Annotated in this window: 18 protein-coding genes; 9 read left to right on the forward strand and 9 right to left on the reverse strand. The window is 38.6% G+C overall.

Going from position 1 to position 24,193, the window contains the following annotated elements; translation table 11 throughout:
* Positions 1-44: 44 nt before the first annotated feature.
* Both E6H07_14755 and E6H07_14760 read right to left on the reverse strand, forming a co-directional pair.
* A complete protein-coding gene (locus E6H07_14755) occupies positions 45-566 on the reverse strand; it encodes a hypothetical protein (GenBank protein TMI62670.1) in 522 nt (173 codons plus the stop codon).
* Positions 567-577: 11 nt separating this feature from the next.
* A complete protein-coding gene (locus tag E6H07_14760; GenBank protein ID TMI62671.1) occupies positions 578-1,159 on the reverse strand; it encodes a sigma-70 family RNA polymerase sigma factor in 582 nt (193 codons plus the stop codon).
* A gap of 201 nt (positions 1,160-1,360) precedes the next feature.
* On the opposite strand from E6H07_14760, the gene E6H07_14765 reads away from it, so the two are divergent.
* Entirely contained in the window at positions 1,361-1,744 is a 384-nt protein-coding gene (locus E6H07_14765) for a hypothetical protein (protein TMI62672.1), read from the forward strand.
* An 11-nt stretch (positions 1,745-1,755) separates the two neighbouring features.
* Here E6H07_14765 and E6H07_14770 read toward each other — a convergent pair whose 3' ends face one another.
* Positions 1,756-3,354: a S41 family peptidase gene (locus tag E6H07_14770; GenBank protein ID TMI63079.1), complete on the reverse strand. Its 1,599-nt coding sequence runs from the start codon at positions 3,352-3,354 to the stop codon at positions 1,756-1,758.
* A gap of 89 nt (positions 3,355-3,443) precedes the next feature.
* Between E6H07_14770 and E6H07_14775 the strand changes: the two genes are divergently transcribed.
* The 6 genes from E6H07_14775 to E6H07_14800 all read left to right on the forward strand — a co-directional run bounded on the left by E6H07_14775 (position 3,444) and on the right by E6H07_14800 (position 9,371).
* Positions 3,444-4,280, forward strand: a complete 837-nt coding sequence (locus E6H07_14775; protein TMI62673.1) for an N-acetylglucosamine kinase — start codon at positions 3,444-3,446, stop codon at positions 4,278-4,280.
* A gap of 1 nt (position 4,281) precedes the next feature.
* Complete coding sequence (gene murQ / locus E6H07_14780; GenBank protein TMI62674.1) at positions 4,282-5,106, forward strand: N-acetylmuramic acid 6-phosphate etherase; 825 nt, start codon at positions 4,282-4,284, stop codon at positions 5,104-5,106.
* Between the two features lie 35 nt (positions 5,107-5,141).
* Positions 5,142-5,708: a hypothetical protein gene (locus E6H07_14785; GenBank protein TMI62675.1), complete on the forward strand. Its 567-nt coding sequence runs from the start codon at positions 5,142-5,144 to the stop codon at positions 5,706-5,708.
* A 93-nt stretch (positions 5,709-5,801) separates the two neighbouring features.
* Positions 5,802-6,512: a succinate dehydrogenase cytochrome b subunit gene (locus tag E6H07_14790; GenBank protein TMI62676.1), complete on the forward strand. Its 711-nt coding sequence runs from the start codon at positions 5,802-5,804 to the stop codon at positions 6,510-6,512.
* Positions 6,513-6,604: 92 nt separating this feature from the next.
* Positions 6,605-8,581, forward strand: a complete 1,977-nt coding sequence (locus E6H07_14795; protein TMI62677.1) for a fumarate reductase/succinate dehydrogenase flavoprotein subunit — start codon at positions 6,605-6,607, stop codon at positions 8,579-8,581.
* Positions 8,582-8,606: 25 nt separating this feature from the next.
* Complete coding sequence (locus E6H07_14800; protein ID TMI62678.1) at positions 8,607-9,371, forward strand: succinate dehydrogenase/fumarate reductase iron-sulfur subunit; 765 nt, start codon at positions 8,607-8,609, stop codon at positions 9,369-9,371.
* 2 nt (positions 9,372-9,373) lie between these two features.
* Here E6H07_14800 and E6H07_14805 read toward each other — a convergent pair whose 3' ends face one another.
* A complete protein-coding gene (locus E6H07_14805) occupies positions 9,374-11,509 on the reverse strand; it encodes a PKD domain-containing protein (protein ID TMI62679.1) in 2,136 nt (711 codons plus the stop codon).
* A 266-nt stretch (positions 11,510-11,775) separates the two neighbouring features.
* Here E6H07_14805 and E6H07_14810 point away from each other — a divergent pair, with 266 nt between their 5' ends.
* The gene (locus E6H07_14810; protein TMI63080.1) at positions 11,776-15,210 is read left to right on the forward strand and encodes a hypothetical protein; all 3,435 of its coding nucleotides are present in this window, start codon (positions 11,776-11,778) and stop codon (positions 15,208-15,210) included.
* A 59-nt stretch (positions 15,211-15,269) separates the two neighbouring features.
* Here the strand turns inward: E6H07_14810 and E6H07_14815 are convergent, their stop codons facing one another.
* Positions 15,270-15,662 (reverse strand): endonuclease domain-containing protein, encoded by a 393-nt coding sequence (locus E6H07_14815; protein ID TMI62680.1) that lies wholly within the window; start codon positions 15,660-15,662, stop codon positions 15,270-15,272.
* A 67-nt stretch (positions 15,663-15,729) separates the two neighbouring features.
* Positions 15,730-16,827 (reverse strand): redox-regulated ATPase YchF, encoded by a 1,098-nt coding sequence (gene ychF / locus E6H07_14820; protein TMI62681.1) that lies wholly within the window; start codon positions 16,825-16,827, stop codon positions 15,730-15,732.
* Between the two features lie 179 nt (positions 16,828-17,006).
* Here ychF and E6H07_14825 point away from each other — a divergent pair, with 179 nt between their 5' ends.
* Positions 17,007-18,413: a spore maturation protein gene (locus tag E6H07_14825; protein ID TMI62682.1), complete on the forward strand. Its 1,407-nt coding sequence runs from the start codon at positions 17,007-17,009 to the stop codon at positions 18,411-18,413.
* 52 nt (positions 18,414-18,465) lie between these two features.
* Here the strand turns inward: E6H07_14825 and E6H07_14830 are convergent, their stop codons facing one another.
* From E6H07_14830 to E6H07_14840, 3 genes are read right to left on the reverse strand one after another with little or no spacing between them, the layout of a single operon-like run.
* Positions 18,466-19,239 (reverse strand): DUF4397 domain-containing protein, encoded by a 774-nt coding sequence (locus E6H07_14830; GenBank protein TMI62683.1) that lies wholly within the window; start codon positions 19,237-19,239, stop codon positions 18,466-18,468.
* Positions 19,240-19,266: 27 nt separating this feature from the next.
* Positions 19,267-20,925 (reverse strand): hypothetical protein, encoded by a 1,659-nt coding sequence (locus tag E6H07_14835; GenBank protein ID TMI62684.1) that lies wholly within the window; start codon positions 20,923-20,925, stop codon positions 19,267-19,269.
* A 20-nt stretch (positions 20,926-20,945) separates the two neighbouring features.
* Positions 20,946-24,158 carry a SusC/RagA family TonB-linked outer membrane protein gene (locus tag E6H07_14840; GenBank protein TMI62685.1) on the reverse strand — a complete coding sequence of 1,071 codons (3,213 nt, stop codon included), beginning with the start codon at positions 24,156-24,158 and terminating at the stop codon, positions 20,946-20,948.
* Between the last annotated feature and the right edge of the window lie 35 nt (positions 24,159-24,193).

Genomic DNA, 24,193 nt, shown 5'->3' on the forward strand with positions numbered 1-24,193 from the left:
AAGTAAAATATAAGACTCTTGATTGACCTGTAAGATCAATATGACTATACTGACTGCTTATTCCTGAATTGTTTTCTTTTGTTAGCAAGAACTCTATCAAGCAATGCCAGGCCTATAACAATATTTACCATCATAAATCCATTCACCCAATTATTATTGAAGAATTTGCTTATTTCCACTTTTGAAAAATCAACACCGAGGCTATTTTTCCCAGCTTCGCCGGATTCCCAATCCACCTGGCTAAATCCGTAAACAATAAATCCCACAATCATAGTAAGAAAGAAAATACCGATACCCCAGACAATGCGGTTATTAATATATTGTTTGGTTGCGGGTGCAATATGGTATTTGGCGATCGTGTCCATTACATTTTGAGTAAATCGCATAGAAGGATGTTCCAATTCTGATGACTTGAGTAATTGGCTTACCTGCAATAATTCATGGTATTTATTTTTCCATTCAAGGTTGGTCTCCAGCAATTTTTCAATAGCTGATTTTTCTTCAGTGGAAGATATACCATCAATGTACTCCCATAATTGCTGCTCTATATCATGTTGCTCTTTCATGGTAATCTGGTTTAATAAATATCTTTTACCTCTTCTAAAAAATAAGTTTCCATTTTTTCTTTCAATCTTGTTCTTGCACGATGCAATCTCACTTTTACCGTATTCGCTTCCAGCTTCAATATCTGTGCTATCTCCTGCAGGCTTTGTTCATTTTTGTAAAACAAAGTTATTACTTCTGCATCTTCAGGGCTCAGCATGGCAATAGCGCTGTTCACCATCGACTGTTTTGACTTTTGTTCCACCAGGTTAGCTCTGAAACCAGAATCCACACTATCGGCCAGTTCAAAAGTGCTTTCATTGTCCAGCGACTGAATATCCAACTTTTTCTTCCTTAAAAAAGTAATGCTGGAGGTATTTGCAATCGTGTACAACCATGTGCTGAATTTTGATTCACCCCTGAAATCTTTTAAAGACCTGTATGCTTTTACAAATACATCCTGAGCTACTTCCTCGGCATCCTCACGGCTCTTTACCATACGTAATATCAGCGTATACACATAATTCTGGTAACGGTTGACCAAGGCTGCAAATGCCTGATGGTCACCGCCGAGAACCTGTTTTATTATCTCATTTTCTGTGGCTCCGGTGTGCATGGATATGAATAAGACTGCATTAAGGTACAACAGGTTACCGCCTGCCAGTAAAAAAATATTTCATATACCTGTAACCGGGTCATTTAAGACGTAGTCATATTGGATAGAACCGCTTAAACGAGAAAAAAGAGGCTGTAACCTCAAACCGAAATAAGCAGTCATATATCAAAACCCATTTAAAAAAACTTAAAATTTAAAATTATGGACGGCGGAGAAGCACTCATACCAATTACAATGTTTGCAGGTGGATTTGCAATGATCTTTGGTATTTACTATTTAAAAACAAAAGAAAACCTGGCCATGGTAGAGAAAGGCATGAATCCAAAGGATAAAATAAATCGTCCGGCGCCTTTCAGAACTTTAAAAGTTGGCTTATTGTTATTAGGAGCAGGTATCGGATTATTTACTGCATATATGATAGATACGTTTGCCATCGGCGGTGGTGGTGGCGGAGGCAGATATTATCATCATGAAAATGTTCCGGCACTTTATTTCAGCCTTATTGGTATCGGCGGCGGTTTAGGACTTGTGATATCTTACCTGATCGAAAAGAAATATTGGTATGATAAGAACGGCAATGATTGATATCTCAGCCATCACTTACTTACTACTTCTAACCCTTTCCTGAAAATATCATCTTCAGTGTTAAGCACCTGGTAATACCCGGTGCTTCTCCATTTTAAACGGGCAAGTTGTGCTTTTAATCTTAATTGTAGAAAGGATTTGTCTTTAGCAGGAATTGAGCTAATGCTAACAGAATCTGTTTTAGCAAAATCTTCAAATGTTTTCCAGATTGTTTCTGTAACAAAAAATTGCTGATTGAATTCAGCTGCTGATTTATACTTGTCAATACTTTCCCTGTTTCTTAAGTAAAACAGGTAAACAAATTTATTGATACTACCTATTTCAAATAATCTTCTTGTTGCAAAATCAAACTGTGTTGAGTCATGCGGAATAAAAAAATCCGGCATAATACCACCGCCACCATATACTGTGCCTCCACAATCGGTTTTAAATGCTTTGCCATTAGAATATTTTATTTCTTCAACATTATGCAGCGAATCGGTCTCCGAAAAACGTTCCCATATTTCATCTATATAAACTTTTTTTCCGTTTTCATACGAACGCTGAATGCTTCTGCCTTTTGGTGTATAATACCTGGCAACAGTCAACCGCATCGCTGAACCATCACTTAAATCATATTGCAACTGTACCAAACCCTTTCCAAAACTGCGTCGGCCAATTATTTTTCCCCGGCACCAATCCTGAACAGCACCTGCTAATACTTCGCTGGCACTTGCAGAAAGTTCATCAACCAATACAACTAATTTATTGCTGGTATCTTCAAACATGCCTGGCCTTTTGGATTTATATTCATCTTTGGGTGAGTGCAGGCCTTCCGTATAAACGATCAGTTTGCCATCCGATAAAAATTCATCAGCAATATTTGTTGCAGCTTCCATAAAACCGCCACCATTACCCCGTAAATCGAAAATGAGTTTTTTCATTCCATCACCTGTCATTTGTTCCAGGTTTTGCATAAACTCACGGTAGGCATTTTTGGAAAACTTATTTAAACGTATATAACCCGTTGTTTTATCAATCATGTAAGCAGCATCAATGGCCGATACAGGTATTGAGCCTCTTGTTACATCCAATTTTTGTAATTGCTTATCCCGAAAGATTTGTAATTGTAGCGATGTACCGCTTTTTCCTTTTATCAGTTTTCTTACATCAATATTACTTTGCTCCCTTCCGGCAATCAATGAATCATCCACCCGTATTATCTTATCGCCTACTTTCAATCCTGATTGTTCAGCCGGGCTTTTAGGTATTACATAAATAATATTAACGGTGTCGCTGAAAACATTAAACTCTACACCGATGCCTTCAAAATTTCCAGCGAGGTCTTCGTTGGCTTCGTTAAGTTCCGTAGCAGGAAAATATACTGAATGCGGATCTAATTTACTCATCATCTCCTCAATAGCCCCGATAGATAGCGAATCAATATTCACACTATCTACATAACTTCTTTTTATACGATCCAATGCTTCTTGTATGGAGTTTTTTTTGCTACTGGCAAAAAACTTTTTATTTCCGTTTTTGCCTCCCAACTGATATCCGAAGTACATTCCGACAATCATCACCAGTGAAAAGATCAGTGGAAGCCAAACCTGTAATTTTTTATTCCGCATCGTTACTGTTTCTTTGTAAATTGAATGCAAAATAACGGATTTGAAGTTAAACCTGGATTCATTCATCAATTTTAGAAATCATTTATAACGTGGTTAAACTGATAGCTGATAGCGGGGCAACAAAAGCAGAGTGGTGTCTTGTGAATAATAATAAAAAGAAAACTGTTTTTACACAGGGGATCAGTCCCTATTTTCTCAATCAGCAGCAGATCGTTGAATTACTTAAAAAAGAATTACTGCCAAAAATCAGGAATGTAAAAATTGATGAAGTTCATTATTATGGAACCGGCTGCGCCAATCCTAAAAATGCTTTACTGGTTAAAAAAGCAATTCAGTCTGTAATCAACACCAAAAAAATAACAGTGAGTCACGACCTGATGGCTGCAGCAAGAGCTTTATGTCTTAAGTCAAAAGGCTTAGCTTGTATTTTAGGTACGGGTTCCGGGGTCACTTATTATAATGGTAAAACGATTGCCAAAACAAGTACAGGACTGGGTTACGTTTTAGGTGACGAGGGTAGTGGGGCATATTTGGGAAGAAAAGTTATTCAATACTACCTCTACAATACATTTGATGAAGACCTGAAAGCAAGATTTGATGCAAAGTTCGTAACCAATAAAGTGGAGATATTGGAGAATGTATATAAAAAGCCATTACCGAACCGCTATCTTGCTTCTTTCGCATTATTTCTTGCGGAAAATCGCGGCCATTATATGATTGAAAACATTATCGAAGATGGTATAAATGATTTTTTCTTTGCCCACCTCGTTAAGTTTAACGAGGTTTGGAAAACGCCTGTGCATTTTGTGGGTGGAGTTGCATTTGGTTTCAAAGATGTATTACAGGAACTTTGCACAAGTTATGGTTTTGAATTGGGCAGGGTCTTAAGGAACCCCATGGAGGGATTAACGGAATATCACAAATAGTATGGATTCATTTAATAAAATTACAGAGCAGGCGAGCCAGTACCGCAATCTTGAGCAAATGCCGGTACATGAATTACTCAGCAGTATCAATAAAGAAGATCAAACTGTACCAAATGCTGTTGAAAAAGCTATTCCGCAAATTGAAAAGCTGGTAGAAGCGGCAGCTGATAAAATGCTCAGTGGTGGCCGTCTCTTTTATATTGGTGCCGGCACAAGTGGTCGTTTGGGTGTGGTAGATGCCAGCGAATGTCCGCCAACTTACGGAGTACCTTATGGTTTGGTTGTGGCAATTATTGCAGGTGGAGAAAAAGCTATAACCAACGCAGTTGAATATGCAGAAGATGATAAAGAAGAAGGATGGAAAGATTTACAAAAGAGCAATGTGAATGAAAAAGATTTTGTAATTGGCATTGCTGCAAGCGGCACTACACCCTATGTAATTGGTGCATTGGAAAAATGTAAAGAATCGGGGATATTAACCGGCAGCATAACAAATAATCCCGGTTCGCCCCTGGCCGTTGTTGCCGATTTCCCGGTGGAAGTAGAAGTAGGACCTGAATTTGTTACCGGTAGCACAAGAATGAAAAGCGGCACTTCGCAAAAGCTGGTGCTAAATATGATCTCCACAGCGCTAATGATACAACTGGGCAGGGTAGAAGACAACAAGATGGTGAATATGCAACTAACAAATGAGAAGCTGGTTGATCGTGGCACTAAAATGCTGATGGAAAAATTAAAACTCACTGATTACGGTGAAGCGAAAGAATTGTTATTAAAATTCGGAGGTGTAAAAAAAGCGGTAGAAGCGAAGACTGCAGGTAGGTAACTTGCTAATCAACAAATCGGCTATAATAAAACCCTATGCACGATATTGAACCATATTATAATTGGCGTCACATTTATATAAGTGAGGAAGACAAACTTTCTCCTTTCTATGGACAAACTTATTCTGAGTTTGAATTCTCACAAACTGTTTACAACTATTATATTCATCCGCAATGGGATGAATTTGGCAGCAAGACTTTATATTTAAAAGTACTGATCGCTGATTATGATGAAAAGTATGCTGTAATTGAATTGATCGGCGAGTGGAATGATGCAATTGAAAACGACATCATGACCCTTAAGCGGGAAGTGATCGATGTTTTCGAATCACACGGCATCATTAAATTTATTTTCATTGCTGAGAATGTACTCAATTTTCATAGCGGGGATAAGGATTACTATGAGGAATGGTATGAAGAGATAAATGATAACAACGGCTGGATCGTTTGTCTGAATATGCCTGAACAAACCCAACATGATTTTAAAAAGGCAAAACTCAACCGGATGATTGAATTAATTGAGCTGCCGGAATGGCGAGTGTATAAGCCATTTCACCTGTTTAAAAAAATAGATAACGAACTTTCATTGAGATTAAACGCATGAGTTTTTCTTAAATTATTTGTGGCAGTTTAATGTTCCAATGTTATATTTGGGTAAGAGATCTGCACGGCAGACTACCTCTCTTAAAATTAGCTTATGAATTGGTCGCAAATATTTACTTCTTCAATAGGAAAGAAAATAGTAATGAGCCTTACAGGTTTGTTTCTTATTACTTTTCTTGTAGTACATATGGGTGTGAATGCCTGTGTGTTTAAAGATGCGATAGTTCCTGAAGACAATGGTGATATGTTTAATCGTGCTGCCGATTATATGGGGCGTACTGTTGCGATCCGTTTAATGGAAATTGTTTTGTTCCTCGGGTTTTTCGTGCATATTATCCAGGGTTTTATGATTGAGTTTCAAAACCGCAGCAAAAGAGCAAAGGGTTATGAAGTAAATCTGGGTAATCGTGGTAGTAAATGGTACAGCCGTTCAATGGGTTTGCTCGGAACATTATTATTCCTGTTTTTAATTCTGCATTGGTGGCATTTCTGGATTCCTTCACGGTTTACTCATGCAGGATTAGACCCGGTTATGTTAAGCAATGCAAGAGAATCACATAATATGTTTGCATTAATGCAGGCAACATTCAGCGAATGGTGGGTTGTAATAATTTATGTGGTGGGATGCATTTCTCTTGCATGGCATCTTGCGCATGGTTTTCAAAGTGCATTCAGAACATTGGGTGTGCATAATAAAAGATATTTATCATTATTAAATGCTGTTGGTATCGGATTCTCAATAATAGTGCCTTTGATTTTCGCATTGATGCCACTGGCATTTAAGTTAGGATGGGTTGGGAAGTGAAAATAGTAGTATAGAAGTTTGTAACATAAAATAAATAATCCATCAACCTCCGCCAGAGTGGATCCTGATGGAATAAAAAGATAAACTCATATATGCTTGACGCAAAAATTCCACAAGGAGTTCCTTTAGATGACAAATGGACTCATTACAAAGGTCACTGTAAACTTGTGAACCCGGCGAACAAACGTAAACTCGAAGTAATAATCGTTGGGACCGGGTTGGCCGGTGCATCTGCAGCTGCGGCATTGGGAGAATTAGGCTACTCAGTAAAAGCATTTTGTTTCCAGGATTCACCACGTCGTGCACATAGCATCGCTGCACAAGGCGGTATCAATGCAGCAAAGAATTATCAGAATGATGGCGACAGTGTGTTCCGTTTATTTTATGATACAATAAAAGGCGGCGACTATCGTGCAAGAGAAGCGAATGTCCATCGTCTGGCTGAAGTGAGTACAAATATTATTGATCAATGTGTGGCACAGGGTGTGCCATTTGCAAGAGAGTATGGTGGTTTATTAAGTAACCGTTCATTTGGAGGAACACAAGTACAAAGAACTTTTTATGCTGCAGGACAAACTGGTCAGCAGTTATTGATCGGTGCCTACCAGGCACTGGAAAGACAAGTTGCATTGGGCAATGTAAAAATGTATAGCCGTCATGAGATGTTAGATATCGTGACAATTGATGGTAAGACAAGAGGAATTATTTGTCGCAATTTGGTGACAGGTAAATTAGAAAGATTTTTTGGACATTCAGTATTGCTTTGCACAGGTGGTTATGGAAATGTTTTTTATCTCAGTACAAATGCAATGGGTTGTAATGTAACTGCTATATGGAAAGCACATAAAAAAGGTGCATGGTTTGGCAATCCTTGTTTTACACAGATACATCCAACCTGTATTCCTGTTACAGGCGATCATCAGAGTAAATTGACATTGATGAGCGAATCATTAAGAAACGATGGACGTATTTGGGTACCGAAAAAACAAGGCGATAATCGTAAGCCAAATGATATACCAGAAGAAGAAAGAGATTATTATTTAGAAAGAAGATACCCCGCATTTGGAAATTTGGTGCCAAGAGATGTGGCATCGAGAGCAGCTAAAGAAAGATGTGATGCTGGCTATGGAGTAGGTACATCGAAGCAGGCTGTTTACCTGGATTATGCTGATGCGATTGAAAGATATGGACATATTGAAGTAGGAAAACAAGGTTTGGAAAATGCAGATGCGGCAACTGTCATTAAATTAGGAAAGGATGTGGTGAAAGAGAAATATGGTAACCTCTTTGACATGTATGAAAAGATCACTGGTGAAAATCCATATGAAATACCGATGCGGATATATCCTGCTGTGCATTATACAATGGGCGGTTTGTGGGTAGATTATGAATTGATGACAACTGTTCCCGGTTTGTATTGTTTAGGGGAAGCAAATTTCTCTGATCACGGAGCTAATCGTTTAGGTGCATCTGCTTTGATGCAGGGATTAGCGGATGGTTACTTTGTTATTCCTTATACAATGGGTAATTATTTGTCTGATGAAATAAGAACAAAAGCAATTCCAACTGATCATCCTGCTTTTGCAGAAGCAGAAAAGGGCATTTCTGACCGCATCAACCAATTAATGAATATTAAAGGCAAGCAAACTGTCGAGAGTTTTCATAAACGCCTGGGGAAAATAATGTGGGATAAATGTGGCATGGCAAGAAATGCTGAAGGATTGAAGCAAGCGATCGCAGAAATACAACAATTGAAAAAAGAATTCTGGAGTGATGTAAGAATACCTGGTGAGATAAATGAAATGAATCCTGAATTAGACAAAGCGGGTCGTGTGGCAGATTTCATTGAGCTGGGTGAACTGATGTGTTTGGATGCATTAAACAGAAATGAAAGCTGTGGTGGTCATTTCAGGGAAGAAAGCCAAACATCAGAAGGGGAAGCAGATAGAAAAGATGAAGAATTTTCTTATGTATCCTCATGGGAATTCAAAGGAGAAAATCAATGGGAGCTGCATAAAGAAGAATTGAATTTCGAAGTGGCGAAACCGAGTAAGCGGAGTTACAAATAAACGATAACAATTTAGCACTTTAACAATGGAACATAAGACCATTAATTTGAAACTGAAAGTCTGGAAGCAGAAAAACAGTCAAACTGCAGGAAGTTTTGAAACTTATGAAGCAAAGAATATTTCTACTGAAATGTCTTTCCTGGAAATGTTTGATGTTTTGAATGAAGAATTAATTAGCAACGGTAAAGAACCGATCGCATTTGATCATGATTGCCGCGAAGGTATTTGCGGTACTTGCTCAATGTATATTAATGGCAGGCCGCATGGCCCCTGGCATGCAACTACAACTTGTCAACTTCACATGAGAGCTTTCCAGGACGGGGAAACAATTGTTGTAGAACCATGGCGAGCCAATGCATTTCCGGTAATAAAAGATCTGATGGTTGATAGAACTGCATTTGACAGGATCATACAAGCCGGTGGTTTTATTTCTGTAAATACGGGTAATGCAGTTGATGCGAATGCTCTTCCTATTGATAAAGATAAAGCCGATGCATCTTTTGCTGCGGCTGCATGTATTGGTTGCGGTGCTTGCGTAGCTGCTTGTAAAAATTCTTCTGCTATGCTTTTTGTTTCTGCAAAAGTCACTCATCTTGCCTTATTGCCACAGGGTGATCCCGAAAGAAAATCCAGGGCATTCAATATGGTTGCACAGATGGATAAAGAAGGATTTGGTGGTTGCACGAATACAGAAGCTTGTGAAGCAGTTTGCCCGAAAGAAATCTCAATTGATAACATTGCAAGACTTAATAAGGAATATTTATTTGCTGGGTTAACTTCTGACAAATAATTCTACCGTACTAACATTACCGTTCCTTGCATCTTAACCGGGTTGCCAGCCCTGTCCTTAGCCGTCAAATACCAAACATAAACACCGGCACTTTGTTCTATGCCACCAAATTTTCCCTTCCAACCCAGATCTTTTTGTTTAGTAAAAAACACCTGTTGCCCCCAACGGTTGAAAACAAAGAAACTTTCTAATGTAAACCGGATACCCATGATGGGTTTGAAATCATCATTCAATCCATCATTGTTTGGAGTAAAACCATTTGGCACATAAATACTGTCAACAGGCCTCACTTTTATAAATACAGTGTCAGTATCAAAACAGCCAGAAGCATTCGTTGCTCTTACTACATACCTTATATCATCCTGTGGCGTTGAAACCGGGTTGGCAACAACAGGATCATTCAGCCATTGAGGTGGCGTCCATTGAAATTGTGTGCCGCCACCTGTTACATTCAGTTGAACAGTTTGGCCGATATCAATTACCTGATCAGCCGATGCTGTAATATCCAGTAACTGCAGATCGAGTTGCTGGGTTAATGAATCATCAAGACAAGAGGTAGTGGTTTTTAATTTAAGCTTTACATTATATATTCCTGAACCAGGGAATGTATGTATGGGATCTCTGTCTGTTGAAGTTACACCATCCCCAAAATCCCAGATGTACTGTACATCCCCCGCAGGTATCATTGATGATTCGTTTATAAACCTTACATAGCCCGAATCACACCGGCTTACAAAACTATAACCGGCATTTGCAACAATACCACCTGCAAATACCAATGTGCTTCTCTCAAATGTCCCGCAACCGGACAATGAAGTGACTTTTACTTTTACCGTATAATATTCATTATTGGCAGGAAAAGTATGAACTGGATTTTGCAATATTGAAGTTTGTCCATCACCAAAATCCCAATTGTAATTTAGTGTGCCGCTAAGACTGGTTGCTACCTGGAATTGTACACTCCCGGCACAACTATCAGCAATAGAATACTGAATAGCTGAATTAAAAGCAATATCATTAATGTAAGTTGGAAGGTTTAATCCGGCAAAGGTGCTGAGAGAAATTTTATTAGCTTCAAAATTGCACCCCATTCCTTTTACATTAGGTTCAGTGATCACACTCAGGCCTGTAGTCTGCCTGGCTACATAAATTTTATTATCAGGTGCTATTTGTATCCCATAAAGTGCACCAAGTGCTGGAATAGATACCCTGGAGGCTGCTATTAAAGCCTCTGTTGTAAGTTTAGGCTCTACCTGGTCAATGGTGGTTGTATATGCTTTGGTTAAGTAAAGAAGTCTTGAATCCGGTGAATATTCACATGCAAAATATTTTGAGCCTTGCACCGCTATCTTTTTTGAATTAGATAATACGCCTGTGCTGTTGTTAAAATCAAACAACTGAAAAAAGTTCTCACCAACATTGTCATCATCATCCGGAAAGTGAGTCTGGCATAATTGCTTTCCATCCGGGCTTACTTTTAGCGAACCGAATGGCATATATATATTCAAATTCATAACCTCACCTATAGTTGATATAACAGGTGTTGTTTGCAAACCACTGCAATTAACAAGATATGCCCTGAACACATTTGAATTAAGATCATTGGTGATAACCCAAACATCTATACCATTAGCATGTCTTGCAGCAGTCAATCTTTCAGTACTGGGGGCATAAAGTAAATTATTTTTTGATATTACTTCTCCAAGCCCGGCGTTTCGACGAATATTTACAATAGAATAGCGATAACCATTTACATAGTTTCTTTCAAATGCATCGCCTGTAAAAACATAATAAATGCTGTCATTTCCCGGTTGTGGTACTATGACCACACCCTGGAAGGAGGAACTATGTCCAAGTAAACCTGAACCATTCTGCATCACCTGGTGGTTCTTATTGTAGATCGTTTCGCCATTTGAGTAAAAAAGTATTTGCCCGTTATTATCGCAGATTGTAGCAGCACATTCATTGGCCGACATTGCACTATTAGTCAAAACTGAAGGAATAGAACCTCCTGGTTGTGGATTAAAACTTATGCCTGCCTGCTCGCCGAAATACCAGATATTAGTCAATTGGGCATGACTAATTGAGGCAATCATCAACAGGTACAGGAATATAGATATTGCTCTTAACCGAAACATTCTGTCTTTAGAATCTTTTTTATTGTGTTACCTGCGTCATTGCTACTATAAAACTTCCGTTGCGACGCTCCATTTATCATTCTGCTCTTTCCTCAACAAATGCGTTGAACAATTGCAAAAAACCTCTCAAAGTTGCCCCTTTTTCCTCAATTAACACAAAGGGATAACTTTAAAGCAATAAAAACCTGATTTTTACGATTTTTAATTAAATAACTATCCCTCTGAAGCTGCTTATCAGAATATCTTTATTGAAATTCTGGCTGTGTATTGTTTGCACAGCCTCAGCTCAATTTCCAACCGACTCAAAACCACAGTCAAATCTCCGCCAGAAATACTTCCAGGTAGCTACCGACAGTATAAAACTCGATTCGCTAAGTATCGTGCCTAATTCAGTAAGAGTTTACACCGCAGCTGATGATAATTTCAGGATCGATCATGTAAACGCCATTTTGTATTGGAAGGTCAAGCCCGTTGCCGATAGTATTTTGATCTCTTATCGTGTATTTCCTTCCAAACTTAACCGTGTTGGCTACCGGATGAGTTATGACAGTCTTGTTAACTATACAGTGCCATTTGTTACAAGAGACGAGCTTTTAGAGCAGCAACAGGGTGGCGCATTCAGCTTTGGAAATATCAGAGCAGAAGGAAGCTTTGGCCGTCAGCTTGCGTTTGGTAATGCACAGGATGCGGTGTTGAATTCAAGTTTTAATTTACAGTTGAGTGGCATGTTGGGCGATAGTATCAATTTGGCTGCAGCCATTACTGATAATAATATTCCGATACAACCAGATGGTACCACACAGGAGTTGAATGAATTTGACCAGGTGTATATCCGTTTCAGCAAAAAAGGCTGGCAATTAAACCTGGGTGATATTGATATCCGGCAAGACCAATCATACTTTCTGAAATTTTATAAAAGATTACAGGGTATTGTTTACCAAAATTCTTCAGTCATTTCACAGAAAAAGAATATAAAGTCAAACACTTTGTTAAGCGGCTCTATTGCCAAAGGAAAATTTACAAGAAATCTTATTGAAGGATTAGAAGGTAACCAGGGGCCATATCGTTTGCGTGGTGCAAATAATGAATTTTATTTTATTGTATTACCCAATACTGAAAGGGTTTTTATAGATGGTGTGTTGTTGCAAAGGGGAGAAGACCAGGATTATGTTATCAATTACAATACAGCCGAAGTAACATTTACTCCGCGTCGCATGATCACAAAAGACAGCCGTATACAGGTAGAGTTTGAATATGCAGACAGGAACTATTTAAATGCAAATCTTTATGTATCGCAGGAATTTGTGATCAATAACAAACTCGCTATGCGGGTTGGATTTTTTAATAACAGCGACTCAAAAAATTCTCCTATTAACCAGGAACTGGATAATGTACAGAAACAGTTTCTTTCATCTATTGGTGACAGTATTCAGAATGCCTATTATCCTTCTGCCACTATCGACACATTTGCAGCAGGTAAAATTTTGTATGAAAAGATAATTGTAACCCCGGGCATTGATTCTTTTTATAAATATTCCACCAACCAGGTACTGGCAACTTATTCATTGAACTTTCTTGATGTGGGTATTGGGCTGGGAAATTATATTCCTGATTTTAACGGTGCAAATGGTAAAGTATATAAATATGTACCGCCGATCGGTAGTCTAAAGCAAGGAAGATATGAACCGGTTATATTACTCGTCACACCCAAGAAGCAGCAGATGATGAATCTCGGCATTGATTACCTTCTTTCCAAAACGACAAAACTGAAAACTGAAATAGCTGTGAGCAATTATGATCCAAATACTTTTTCAACAAAAGATAATGGCGATGATAAAGGAATCGCAGCAAAATTTCAATTAGAAAATAATAAAACATATAATAATTCACGGCAACTCACTCTCACTACAAAACTGGATTATGAATTTGTACAATCAAAGTTCAAGCCCCTTGAACGGTTAAGAGGAGTAGAGTTTTCAAGAGATTGGGGATTGCCGATCTTTCTTTTACCTGCCGACGAGCATATCATCCGGGCTTCCGCAGGATTAAAAGATAAAAACAGTCATAGCTTCACTTACAATGCCATCAGCTATAACCGTAGCGATAATTATAATGGTTTTATGCAGACAGCTAATCATATCGTAAATGCGAAAGGCTGGCAAATGAATAACCAGCTTGCATTTACCAGTTTTAATGGAGCAAATGATAAAGGGACTGTGTTCAGACCTGTGATTGATATTAACAAGCAATTTAAAAAGATCAATAATTGGCGAATCGGTATGCGTTATGCACTTGAAGAAAACAAACCCCGGTATAAAGTCACTGATACATTAACACCACTCACTTTTTCTTTTGATATACTATCCGCTTATCTGAAATCCGGCGAGAATAAAAAGAATAAGCATACGGTTACATTCTTTACACGTTCAGATAAATATCCTCTTGGTAAAGAGTTGTCCCGCGGCGATAGAAGTTATAACCTGAATTTGCAGACAGAACTAATTTCAAATGAGAACAGGCAACTTTATTTAAACACTACGTTCAGGAAATTAAAAGTGATTGACAGTAAAGTTTCCCGTCAGAAGGAAGATGAAACGATACTCGGTCGTGCTGAATATGTAATGTCAGAATGGAAAGGACTACTGACAGGAAATGTTTTATACGAACTCGGAACAGGGCAGGAGCAACGCCGCGATTTTATTTATTATGAAGTACCGGCGGGTACGGGTCAGTTTGCATGGATCGATTATAATGCCGATGGGGTACAGCAATTAAATGAATTTGAATTAGCAGCATTTCCTGACCAGGCAAAATTTATACGTTTACTTACACCAACAAATGAATATACCAAAGCCAACTATATCACTTTTAATTACAGTCTTAATATCACCCCACGGGCATTGCTTAGTTCCGGAAGCCTGAAAGGCATGAAGAAGTTTGTTTCATTACTTAGCCTACAAACATCTCTACAGATCAGCAACAAAGCTGTTTCAAGCGGTAGTTTTGAATTCAATCCATTCAAGTTTGATGTAGGCGATACTGCATTGATCTCATTATCGAATGTTTTTCTCAATACTATTTCATTTAATCGCTATAGCAATAAATGGGGAATTGATGTTAGCAATCTCAGGAATAACTCGCAATACCTGCTTACGTATGGATATGAAAGTCGAAAGCTTAATAATTGGATTTTAAAATGGCGCTGGAATCTATCACAGTCTTTCAGCTTTGATGTAAATGGAGTAAAAGGATTGAATGCATTATACACGCCAAAATTCAATAACAGGAATTATGAATTAGAAATTTACAGTATAGAGCCACGGTTTTCTTTTATACGTAAAACAAATTTCCGCTTGATCACCAGCTACAAATATGAATCGAAGAAAAACTTACCTGCTTATGGAGGTGAAAAATCAATCTCACATTCTTTGAATGCAGAAGCGAAATACAATATTCTCCAGAACAGTTCTATCAGTGCAAAGTTTACACTGGATAATATAAGTTATAACGACATCCCAAATACAACAGTAAGCTATATTATGCTGAATGGATTATTACCCGGCAGCAATTATATTTGGAACATTACTTTGACAAAACGATTGTTGAATAACCTTGAAATGAATGTACAGTATGACGGAAGAAAACCAGGTAGCTCAAGAACAGTGCATGTAGGTAGGGCAGGAATAACTGCATTATTCTAATCCCCTGTCCCCTAAAGGGGGAACTTAGATTTGAACACTCTTTATAATTTCGAAAAACTTTAGACATGAGGCTTTCCTGGTTCCTGGCTGTTTATTAATTCTGATATTATCGTCAACACCTTTTCGATTTCCAGTTTTATTTGAGCATTTGTAAATCGTAATATCGTAAGGTTTAAATTCTCTAAATCATTTTGTCTTCTGGTGTCATTTTCTTTTACATCCCCTTGTTCATGAATTGGGCCATCAATTTCAATAACTAGTTTTAGCTTATGGCAATAAAAATCTACTATATAATTTGAGATGGGATGTTGTCGTCTAAATTTATAACCAGCAAATGTTTCCTTTAATCGAAGCCAAAACACATTTTCTTCTGCAGTCGTTTTATTTCGTAATTCCTTTGCCTTGGCAAAAATTAATGGATCTGCTTTATAAAACATTCCCCTTTTCATCATTGATAAAGTTCTGAAGAAAAAGGGAAATTTTCGACCTAAGTCTCCCCTTTAGGGGGACAGGGGGTATTTATACATTAAACCTGAAATGCATCACATCACCATCTTTTACGGGATATTCCTTTCCTTCTATTCTTAATTTACCTACTTCGCGACAGGCAGATTCGGAACCATATTGTATATAATCATCATAGCCTATCACTTCGGCTTTAATAAATCCTTTTTCAAAATCGGTATGAATAACACTGGCAGCTTGAGGAGCTTTCCATCCTTCATGAATTGTCCAAGCCCTTACTTCCTGCACACCGGCAGTGAAATATGTATAGAGGCCGAGTAATTTATAGGTTGCATGTATCAACCTGTCCAATGCAGGTTCTTTCATTTTATATTCGTCCATAAATAATTCTTTGTCCTCTGCACTCTCCAGTTCAGATATTTGTGCTTCGATAGAATTATTCATGATAATAACTTCTGCTTTCTCGTTCTTAACAGCCTCTTTCAATGCTTCAGAATATTTATTCCCGGTATGCATTGAAGCTTCATCTACATTAGCCACATATAAAACCGGTTTATCTGTCAGCAGGAATAGATCAGCTATCGCCACTTTTTCTTCTTTGTCTAATTGCAATTCACGGATGCTTCTTCCTTTTTCCAAATGTTCTTTACATCTTATCAATATTTCCAGTTCAGCCTTGAATTTCGGATCCAGCTTTATTTGCTTTTCTGTTTTCTGAATTTTCTTTTCAACACCATCAAGGTCTTTCAATTGCAGTTCTGTATCGATTATATCTTTATCACCAACAGGGTTAATGGCGCCTTCATCACGCAAAACATTTTCATCTTCGAAGCAACGGATCACATGAATAATAGCATCAACTTCCCGGATATTAGCAAGGAATTTATTTCCGAGTCCTTCACCTTTACTGGCTCCTTTTACCAATCCTGCGATATCAACTATTTCAAGTTGCGTAGGTACGATTCGGTTAGGCTTTACCAGTTCAGCTAGTTTATTTAAACGCGGATCTGGTACATCTACCAAACCAACATTAGGTTCGATGGTACAGAAACGATAATTACTTGCCTGTGCTTTAGCACTGTTGCTTACAGCATTAAACAAAGTTGATTTTCCAACATTCGGTAATCCTACAATACCTGCTTGAAGTCCCATAATTCGATTTCAGATTTTTAATTACAGTCCCGATAACCATCGGGATAAGATTAGTTACTTGGTCTGCTTTTTTTAAGGCGGCAAAGATAAGCTTCGACAGCGTAGTGGCGAAATGTGAAAAGAAGCTTTTGGATATTCACTGAAAATCAGCAATCTTCAATTCTAAATCAAAAAAACATATGGCTCTCAGCAGAATATGGTCGGCATTTATCATTATTGCAATACTGGTAGCATCATACAAATTCCTGGGAGTGGATGGCAACCAGCAAATATTCTCACAACTGGTAATTGGGAAAAATGGCGATTCAATTAAAGTAAAAGAGTTGGCTGTTGAAAAAACAGACGCTAGCATTGTAAGCGGCCTTGACAGTTTGAAGAGAGTATCACAAAATGGATTGACCTATAAAAAGGAAGGAGACAAAATAATTGCCGTTAAACCACAAAAAGTAAATGGCATTATTGAAACATGCAAGGATGCCGTCAATCTTTGCCTGGGTTTGATAGGAGCAATGGCGTTATTTATGGGTTTTATGGGTATAGCAGAAAAAGCAGGTGGTATACGATTTTTAGCTAGGATCATTGGGCCATTCTTTTCACGCATATTTCCCGGTGTACCTAAAGATCATCCGGCTAACGGCCACATGATGATGAATTTTTCGGCCAATCTTCTTGGATTGGATAATGCAGCCACACCATTCGGCATCAAAGCAATGGAAAGCTTACAGGAACTAAACCCGGATAAAGTAAAAGCATCCAATGCACAAATTATGTTTTTGTGCCTGCATGCTTCGGGACTTACGTTGATCCCGGTAAGTATTATAGCGTTGCGTTCGGCTTCCGGTGCAAGAAATGCCACTGATATTTTTATTCCTTGCATGATCGCCACATTTGCAGCAACAATGGCGGCGATGATAATTGTTTCGTTAAAACAAAAAATAAACCTCTTACAACCGGTAATACTTGCGTGGGTATTGAGTATTTCGGCTATTATAGGATTATTGATCATGTACCTGTCACGTCTTGATAAAACATCACTCGAGCTTTTTTCTGGCACATTTGGAAACGGATTACTGTTATTAATACTGCTACTGATAATATTGGGCGGTGTATATAAAAAAATAGACATCTTCAGCTCCTTTATTGATGGTGCTAAAGGAGGATTTGAAACAGCTGTACGCATTATTCCTTATCTCGTGGGAATGCTGGTAGCAATTTGTATGCTTCGCATCAGTGGCACTTTTGATTATATCATTGATGCTATGAAATATATTTTTGCATCTATTGGTACCGATACAAGGTTTGTAGACGGATTACCCACAGCTTTAGTAAAACCATTTAGTGGGGGAGCAGCAAGAGGTATGATGGCTGATGCAATGAGTAACGGTAATGCTGATAGTTTTGCCGGACGCCTTTCATGTGTATTACAAGGTTCATCAGATACTACATTTTATGTTATTGCAGTTTATTTTGGTGCTGTAGGAGTTAAAAACACCCGATATTCTATTGGTGTTATGTTGCTCGCTGATTTGGTTGGCATCATCACTTCTATATTACTAGCTTATCTCTTCTTTGGGTCATCTGTATAAAAAAACAGTTCCGCTTTTAGCGGAACTGCTGTAACACTAAAATGTCTAGTGCTTAGTTGTTCGTAAAGGATGTAAGTGTTCTTAAATTAGTCTGTGTTGATGTGTCTGTATAATAACTACCTCTCAACACCATAGTATAACTTCTTTTTGGTGTTGGGTTAATTATTAACTGAAGAGGTATCCTTCCGGCTGTTGTTCTGTTGATCAGGTTATTTGTTGTGGAGCCTGTTGTTCTTACAATCAGTGTATCAGTCAGGAAAGATGCATACGGCATAAAATCAGTCACTGTTTCAGGGGCAATATTCGAATAAATAACCGCTTTCTTTTTTGCTGAATAAATATCAAGATTCGGTATTGCTGTTTTTGAATAGATCAGGTTTACAAATCTGATCCTTGCTGATGTATCCGCTGGTACTACAATGTTAGTTGTTACCAATTTTGACTTAGCAGCATTTACTGTATCATAAGCAAAAATTGTATAATTACTGCTAGGGGCCAGCGTTTCATTGATTGAAATGGCTGTTTGTAATGATGTAACAAGTGTATCTCTGAATAAAAAATTACGCAGGCCATTATTTACAGAAAAGGCGGCTGCACCTGATGGAAAGGAAGTGCCGTACGCAATAGTCGCACCGTTTACAGGTTTAAAATCCACATATAAATAACTACGGTTACTGCCAATAATAGAATTATATAGTTGTACACCAGCTTTTTCTGACAATTCGGTATTAACCTGTGCACGCCGCGAATAGTAGTCCTTTTTACAGGCCGCTAACACTGCAATAAACGATAATGTTATACTTAATAATTTTAATAATTTTCTCATTTGTAATATTTTTTAGTGTTAACGGATTTATGGTTCGGAAAACCAGGGACGTTTAGTATGATAATCTAAACTCAATGCGCCGATCCTGGTTAACTCGGGTATATTATACAGGTACTCTGAATTATAACGTGGCCTTGTACGATAAACCAATTTACCTGCGTTATCGACAAATAAGCTTGCAGGCGGAATAAAGTTTACATACACCTGGGTCGCTGTCTGCGGATCTACATCAGTATAGTGATATCTCCGCATATCAGTCCATGTTATATGTACACCCCATGCATAAAGCGCAATGAATTTTTGTAGCATTACATGAGTGAGTGTAAGGTTAGCAGCTGAAGCAGGTACAATATTCGGTTGTGCCAGGTAAGCGTCTCTTTTAGCCGCAGTTAAGGTTTGTGTAGCAGGCACATTGTTAGGATATTTATCGATGAGATGATCGAAATTGAGGCTGATTCCTTCCCTGTATGCGATAAGAGCATTTGGTCTATCGTTTTTCCGGATCAATGCTTCTGCTTTTATGAATTTCATTTCTGAAGCAGTCATGATCGGCCACTCGGCAGCATTTCTAAAAATAAAACGGGCAGTATCTCCGATAGGATATCCAACCGTACTAAAAGTAGTCCCTACAAAACTTCTTGGCTGGTCGTCTGTAGCCAATCCGCTTGTTCCCTGTCCTGGAACAGTACCTTTAAATGTTTGGTTGGTATTCTCACGAAGTATCACCCATCTTCTCGGATCTTCTACTGTAGCAAAAGCACCGACATTCGCTCCACTCATCAGGTCTGCGATATATTTTGACTGACGGATACCTGTACTTGCATTGTTTACATTTCCTCTTGCCGGACCGAAATAATTCATAGTACCTGTTATGCCGGTGTTTTGAAAAGAGCAAATGATATTATCAGCATTTGTCTGGCATGAAAGATTTGCATATTTGATCACAGAATCTGCACTATAAGCAGTTTTATTGTGGAGATAGGCATAGCTTCTTGCTAAAATACCATACACAAATTTTTTCCATTTGTCAAGATTGCCTTTATTAAAATAAAAATCACTGGCTGCAAAATTAGTCGGGTTCATTCCTCCACCCGTCATATTCAAATACGATAATGCACGGAAACAAATCGTTCTTACTGAATCGTAAGTTTCACTCTGCTCGTCATACAAAAACTGCTGAAGGCTTGTATTAAATGCCTGGCGTACTATCATTTCTCCATATTGGTTAGATGCTTCAAACAAGCTCCATGCCCGGAGAGCCCATGCAGCTCCAACAAAATCCCATTTTTCTTCTTCACCTCCCCAGTCAATGATGCGGTTCACATTTTGCCCCATACCATAGTAATGGGCCGCCCAGAGAGAACCCATATTATCACTGGCGCCAGTAGTGCCACCCATCAGGTCATACTGAGTGCCCAGATTTGCACCGGTAGCTATTTGGTAGGTTCCCCAATATTGAATATAACGTCCGATCAGTAATGCATCACCCGCCAAACCATATGCACTTCCCGCAGCTGATGAGCTTCCGGTAAAGCTTCCGATGAGGCTTGGAAAAATAACTTCGATAGGCTGTCGTACTGCAGCATTGGGATTGAGATAAGCTTCGTCCAGCTGTTTTTTGCAGGATGAAAGGAGAATGACAACTCCCGCAGTAGTGTATAAAATATATTTCAAGTACTTTTTCATTGCATTGTGTTTTTAAGAGTTTAGAATCCCACCCTGAGACCAAAGTTTAAAGAAATAGGCGTTGGCAAACTGAAATAATCAAATCCGAATGCACCTACACCATTTGCAGAAGCAGTATTACCATTTACGGCAGGGTCGGCACCTTTATAATTGGTGAACAATAGCAGATCATTTCCTGTTACGAAGAAGCCTAATGATTTAATATAACCCATGTTCTTGAGTTTCGCAGGAGGAAGATCATAACGCAATGTAATATCACGCAACCTCAGCCAGTTTACATCTTTCTGAATAAATTCTTCCTCTGGCATTGAAGTATAATAAGTCTGCTGGAAATAAGGGATTACTACGATTGTATTAGCGGTAGGGTTGGCGGTGTTTTCTTTTCCATCTTCCAATACACCGTCAATTACTCTTGGTACTTCACGGTCATCTGTTTTCCTGCTCTTACCATTCAGGGTCAGGTACATTTCATTCGCATTGAAAATATCGCCACCTATCCTCAGATCCCAGTTCATTGCAAGTGTCCATGTTTTATAACGCAATGTGCTCACTGTACCCATTGTAAAATCAGGCATCCTGTTTCCGATAACGTCAAATGTGCCGTTTACAACCGGCAATCCTGTAGCAGGATTAATTACCACTTTACCCTGGTTATTTCTCCTATAATGGAATCCAGTGATAGTAGTTGCGGGCATTCCACGGATCAAACCACCACGGGCATTACCATACAACCATGTATCAGCAATATAATATTCGAATGCAAGTGCTGCAGGCAATGTAAGTACACGACCCCACATATGTGCCATATTGAATTTTACATTCCACCTGAAATCACCTCTTCTTATCGGATTTACATCCAACACCACTTCAACACCCTGGTTACGGTTAGTACCAGCATTCTGTGTATTCAAAATAAATCCTGTAGCATAGCTGGCGCGGAACTGGTTAGTGATCTGGTCCATACAAAGTGTATTATAATAGGAAATATCAAACCCTAATAGTCCATCCAGCATTTTAAGTTCCATACCAAACTCATATGTTTTTTGTCTTTCAGGTTGCAGGTAAGGATTGTTATTATCAAATCCATAAGAATAAATAAGACCGACAGCGCTGCTCGTTAAATTGTTTACGAATACAGACTGGTTCTTGTACGGATCAGCCAACTTTGCAGTTTGTGCTCTTGATCCTCTCAACTTCCAGAAGTTTATCACTTTACCCTTTAAACCAGGAAGAATGTCCGTAACAATGGCACTGACACTAAAGCCCGGGTAATTATAATACCGATATTCTTCCGGGAAGACAGATGCAGATTCCCATCTGTGTGTATAGCTCAGGTAGATTTTATTGTCATAGCCTACTCTTGCTTCGCCGAACATGGCCAACTGACGTAACTGTGAATAATTGGTCAATCCAAAATTATTACGCAGCAATCTTCTTCTTGTAGTCGGGTTCGTAATGCTGCTATCACTTGGGCTTCCTACAATCTGCTCAAAATTATCTTCTGTTACTACCTGACCATTCTTCCAAAGTTTTTTGGTTGTTGTACCAAATGAATCAACTAAACCTGTTCCATAGACAGCAAACATTTCAGTTTTATAATCCTGCCACATGGTACCCACCATCAGGCTGCCATCCCATTTTCCCACTTTTTTCTTTACGGTAGCAGTAATAGTATGGTTATAACCATTATACTCTCTCCAGTAATTATCCAATGCGCCTAAACCGGTGATCGGAGTTCTTGAAGTGAGGCTTGAAAGGGGACTGTAAAAAGTATACCCGGTTGCATCATAATGATCATACCCGAAGCGTCCATTTACAGAAAGCCAGTCAAATGGATTAATGTTGATGCCACCACTGAGTATATATCTTTCTGTTTTGTCAAAGCTGCGGTTCTTAAGTGCATTATACAGCGGGTTGTCTGTTTCCGTATATGGATCGGTTGAGATCGCAGCGATCTTATACCCATTTTCATCTTCAAATTTTGTAATGTCGTTATCCTTAGGCCATGTATATAAGCCTTGCAGATAACCACCGGCACTTCTTATTGTTTTGTTGTTATTAGAAACAATGTACTGGGCCGAAGGCGAGATTTCTATATGCTTACCTATTTTGGTAGTATTGGTAAGCCTGATATTAAATTTATTATAATCATTTGTAGGAATAACAGCTTTCTGATCGAAATAAGATGTAGATAAACCAAAGCCCGTATTTTTAAACCCATAATTGGCGCTGAGGTTATGTGTTTGAGAAAATCCGTTTTCAAAAAATGCATCTATATTATCATAAGTGGGTGTACCTTCTTTATACTTCGGACCAAAATAAGAAAACGTTGTACCCCCCGGAACGCCATTTGTTCCCGGACTATAATCATCATTCAGGTCCAATGTTCTTGTTAATCGCTGAAATCTGAAACTATTGTCATAGTTTACTCTGACTGTACCCGTAGTTGCTTTTTTAGTTGTAATGATAATAGCTCCCGAACCAGCCTGGCTACCATATAAGGCAGTTGCTTCCGGACCTTTCAATACAGTTACTGTTTCTATATCATTCGGATTTAGATCCGCAATCCTGTTTGTATAATCATTATTCCTGTTTGGACGATCGGAGGCAAGACCTAATGCACTACCACCGTTTGATGTTTCATTGATCGTTTGGTTGTCGATAATAATTCCATCTACAACAAACAATGGCTGGTTATTTAATGATAGCGAGTTAAAACCTCTTAATACAATTTGTGATGATGCACCTGCAGCGCCTGTTGTTGGTGTAATCGTTAATCCTGCTACCCGGCCCTGTAAACTGTTTACGAAGTTTTCACGTTGTGATTCTTGTATTTCAGCTCCCGTTACTTTTTGAGCTGAGTATCCAAGTTCCCGCGGCAATTTTCTTACGTCCATCGCTGTCACAACTACTTCGCCGAGTTGCCCGGCGGCCGCTTTTAATGTAACACCCATTGTACTGCCTGTACCGGGTTTTGCTTCCATTGCCTCAAAAGAAACGTGGGAGAACTGAAGTGTTTCTCCTTCTTTTATTGCAATCGAGAATTTACCGTTGGCATCAGTCTTTGTTATTTTCCGGGTGCCTTTTACCCGAACAGTAGCTCCGCTTACCGGGGCTTTGTTCTCTTCGGATATTACCGTACCAGTTACTGTTCTTTCCTGTGCCATTACTGTGGCAGGAATGAGTAACAGCAATACCGGTAAAATTTTACATAACCGCAGAAACGTTCTCATAAGCTGTTGTTTTGTTTTAGTTTAAAAATTTCTAA

The organism is Bacteroidota bacterium (genome assembly GCA_005882315.1).
In the GTDB taxonomy this organism is placed as follows: domain Bacteria; phylum Bacteroidota; class Bacteroidia; order Chitinophagales; family Chitinophagaceae; genus VBAR01.

Excerpts from the sequence above, each read along its gene's own strand:
- E6H07_14755 (TMI62670.1), bottom strand. The coding sequence starts at position 566 with ATGAAAGAGCAACATGATATAGAGCAGCAATTATGGGAGTACATTGAT.
- E6H07_14760 (TMI62671.1), bottom strand. The coding sequence starts at position 1,159 with ATGCACACCGGAGCCACAGAAAATGAGATAATAAAACAGGTTCTCGGC.
- E6H07_14765 (TMI62672.1), top strand. The coding sequence starts at position 1,361 with ATGGACGGCGGAGAAGCACTCATACCAATTACAATGTTTGCAGGTGGA.
- E6H07_14770 (TMI63079.1), bottom strand. The coding sequence starts at position 3,354 with ATGCGGAATAAAAAATTACAGGTTTGGCTTCCACTGATCTTTTCACTG.
- murQ (TMI62674.1), top strand. The coding sequence starts at position 4,282 with ATGGATTCATTTAATAAAATTACAGAGCAGGCGAGCCAGTACCGCAAT.
- E6H07_14785 (TMI62675.1), top strand. The coding sequence starts at position 5,142 with ATGCACGATATTGAACCATATTATAATTGGCGTCACATTTATATAAGT.
- E6H07_14790 (TMI62676.1), top strand. The coding sequence starts at position 5,802 with ATGAATTGGTCGCAAATATTTACTTCTTCAATAGGAAAGAAAATAGTA.
- E6H07_14795 (TMI62677.1), top strand. The coding sequence starts at position 6,605 with ATGCTTGACGCAAAAATTCCACAAGGAGTTCCTTTAGATGACAAATGG.
- E6H07_14800 (TMI62678.1), top strand. The coding sequence starts at position 8,607 with ATGGAACATAAGACCATTAATTTGAAACTGAAAGTCTGGAAGCAGAAA.
- E6H07_14805 (TMI62679.1), bottom strand. The coding sequence starts at position 11,509 with ATGTTTCGGTTAAGAGCAATATCTATATTCCTGTACCTGTTGATGATT.
- E6H07_14815 (TMI62680.1), bottom strand. The coding sequence starts at position 15,662 with ATGATGAAAAGGGGAATGTTTTATAAAGCAGATCCATTAATTTTTGCC.
- ychF (TMI62681.1), bottom strand. The coding sequence starts at position 16,827 with ATGGGACTTCAAGCAGGTATTGTAGGATTACCGAATGTTGGAAAATCA.
- E6H07_14825 (TMI62682.1), top strand. The coding sequence starts at position 17,007 with ATGGCTCTCAGCAGAATATGGTCGGCATTTATCATTATTGCAATACTG.
- E6H07_14830 (TMI62683.1), bottom strand. The coding sequence starts at position 19,239 with ATGAGAAAATTATTAAAATTATTAAGTATAACATTATCGTTTATTGCA.
- E6H07_14835 (TMI62684.1), bottom strand. The coding sequence starts at position 20,925 with ATGAAAAAGTACTTGAAATATATTTTATACACTACTGCGGGAGTTGTC.
- E6H07_14840 (TMI62685.1), bottom strand. The coding sequence starts at position 24,158 with ATGAGAACGTTTCTGCGGTTATGTAAAATTTTACCGGTATTGCTGTTA.